The organism is Dietzia sp. B19 (assembly GCF_014145155.1).
Lineage (GTDB): Bacteria > Actinomycetota > Actinomycetes > Mycobacteriales > Mycobacteriaceae > Dietzia > Dietzia natronolimnaea.
In genome coordinates, this window is the sequence record NZ_JAALED010000270.1 from 1 (window position 1) to 2,325 (window position 2,325).

Here is a 2,325-nt window from a genome sequence, read left to right on the forward strand (position 1 = left end):
AGGGTGGTGGCCGCGCCGCCGACGCTCACCGCGATCGCGCCGGGCAGGGCGGTCAGGGCGGCGGTCACCGTGGCCACCGCGAGTTCGCACCGGAGCGTCTCGAGCCTGGGGTCCAGGTACTCGGGTTCGCCCGGTTCGCCGTCGTCGCCTGTCGGGCCGAGGCGGAAGGCGGCCACGACGACCTGGGAGCGATGCGTGTCCACCACGCTCTCCCCGCCGTTCCAGATGGCCAGGTTCTCGGTGTAGCGGGACGCCTCGCCGTCGGCAACCGGGAGGTCGAGCGGGGTGGCGACGACCGTGACGTCCTCGACCGACACGCCGGTCGCGGGATCGTCGTCCGTCCCGGGATCGACCTCGTAGGAGCCCTCGAAGATCTCGGCGAGGAGGTCGCCGACCTCGGCGTGGCCTGGTGCGGGACGGTCGAGCAGGACGATCGCGACCGGGGTGCTCTTCCAGGACAGGTCCTCGCCGGTGCGCGGATCCACGGTGGGCTGTTCCGCAGAGGGCTGTTCCGCGGCGGGCTGGTCGGGCTGCGGCGACTCGCTCATGCCCCGAGGCTAGCGGGTCAGTTGAGCAGGAAGTCGATCACCAGGCGCTCGAACTTGTCCTTCTGTTCGATCATCGCCCAGTGCCCGCAGCGCGAGAAGGCGTGGAGCTCGGCGCGGGGGAGCTGCCGGAACGCGAAGTGCGCCTGCTCGTAGGGCAGCATGCGGTCGTCGCGGCCCCAGATGAGCAGCGTCTCCTGGCGGATCTGGGAGGCCCGTGCGTAGAGCGGCGTGTAGGCGTTCTCGGGCTTGAGGATCGATCCGAAGATCGCGTACATCCGCTCGACGGCCCCCGGGGCGGTGGCGGCCTCGGTCCGCGCGCGGATCAGCTCGTCGGAGACGACCTTCTTGTTGCCCACCATCGTGTCGACCCACGCGGCCATGGACTCGTCGGAGGGCGAGGCCAGGAAGTCGAACAGGCGCCGCGAGCCCTCGCTGGGCTCGGGGGTGAACAGCGGTGCCGCCAGGCCGCCGGGGCCCATGAGCGCCATCTTGCGGACGCGGCCGGGGTAGGCCAGGGCGGTCTCGCAGGCGACGTTGCCGCCCATCGAGTTGCCGATGATGTCGACCTTCTCGATGCCCTTGGCCTCACAGAACGCGTCGATCGCCTCGGCGGCGATCAGGGGGTAGGCCTTCTCCCACTCCAGGTCCGAGCTCCTGCCGAAACCCGGCATGTCCAGCAGGATCGTGTGGAAACGCTCGGCGAAGACGGGGAAGTTGCCGGAGAAGTTGGACCACGCGGTGACACCCGGGCCGGAACCGTGGAGGAACAGGACCGGGACCGTGCTCTCCGGCTCCGTCACGCTCTGCTCCCCCGCCTCGTGGAAGTGCAGCTCGAAACGGCCGGCGGTGAGGGTCCTGCTGGTGGACTCGAAGTCGAGAGAGCTCATGGGTCCCACGATACTAGAACACGTTCTAGAGTCGGGCGCCTCGGCCGAAATGCGGGCGGCGTCGAAATTAAGTCAGCCGCGCGGGGAGTCCCTGAACATCCCCGCGCGGCGATGGCGAGGACTCTACTCGGAAATTCTCATGTGACAAGTAGGTAACGATTGTGGATTACGTCACATCGTTGATGTGGCGTCGACCGGCTCCTGCCGCGCACGATGCACATCGGGATGTTGACGGCGTGTCCAACTGTCGGTTTCTGCTCAGCTCATCACCCGGCTCAGGAACGCGGTGGCGTCCGGCGTCGCCGCGTAGACCGTTCCGCTGTGGTCCCTGTCCGGATAGACGTGCAGCTCGAGTGGTTGGCGGTTCAGGGTCATCTCCGCCGCGAGTGACAGAGCGGAGGGCGCGGGCACGTCCAGGTCGAGCAGGCCCTGGCCCAGGAAGACCGGTCGGTCGTACCCGGTGGCCGGGGTCCCCATGTACCGCTGGAGATGGCCGAAGACGTCCGGGATGTCCCTGACCGGCCGGGTGAGCGCCTGGGAGATCTGGAAATCGCCCACCGCCGCGCGCATGTCCTCGTAACAGAGCTGCTCGGCGGAGTCGACCATCTCACGGCCCCGCGGGGTGAGGAACCGGTCGAGCTCGAACTCGGGGTGCTGGTCACGCAGGCCGGCGAGGATGTAGAAGGCGTAGAGGTTGAGGCCGGTGGGCAGCGACACCGGAGGGAAGCCCGGTCCACCCCACTGGAAGAGGTGCTCGAGGTTGGCCGGCGCGCCGGTGGCCACGACGCCCCGGAAGTCCAGCCCCGAGGGCGCCCCCGGCTCGGTGGCCCGGGTGGCGGTGACCAGTGCGGCCCCCGCTCCCTGTGACTGGCCCACCAGCGCCCACGTGG

At 69.2% G+C, this 2,325-nt stretch carries 2 protein-coding genes and 1 pseudogene; all 3 read right to left on the reverse strand.

Annotated elements, in window-relative coordinates:
- Positions 1–548: pseudogene (locus G6020_RS08595) on the reverse strand (hypothetical protein); the annotation flags it as partial.
- A 17-nt stretch (positions 549–565) separates the two neighbouring features.
- Positions 566–1,435, reverse strand: a complete 870-nt coding sequence (locus tag G6020_RS08600) for an alpha/beta fold hydrolase (protein WP_179523966.1) — start codon at positions 1,433–1,435, stop codon at positions 566–568.
- A 258-nt stretch (positions 1,436–1,693) separates the two neighbouring features.
- Positions 1,694–2,325: prolyl oligopeptidase family serine peptidase (locus tag G6020_RS08605; protein WP_182610336.1), on the reverse strand; the 632-nt coding region annotated here is incomplete at its 5' end.

Coding starts and splice junctions, on each gene's coding strand:
- G6020_RS08600 (WP_179523966.1), bottom strand. CDS start 1,435: ATGAGCTCTCTCGACTTCGAGTCCACCAGCAGGACCCTCACCGCCGGC.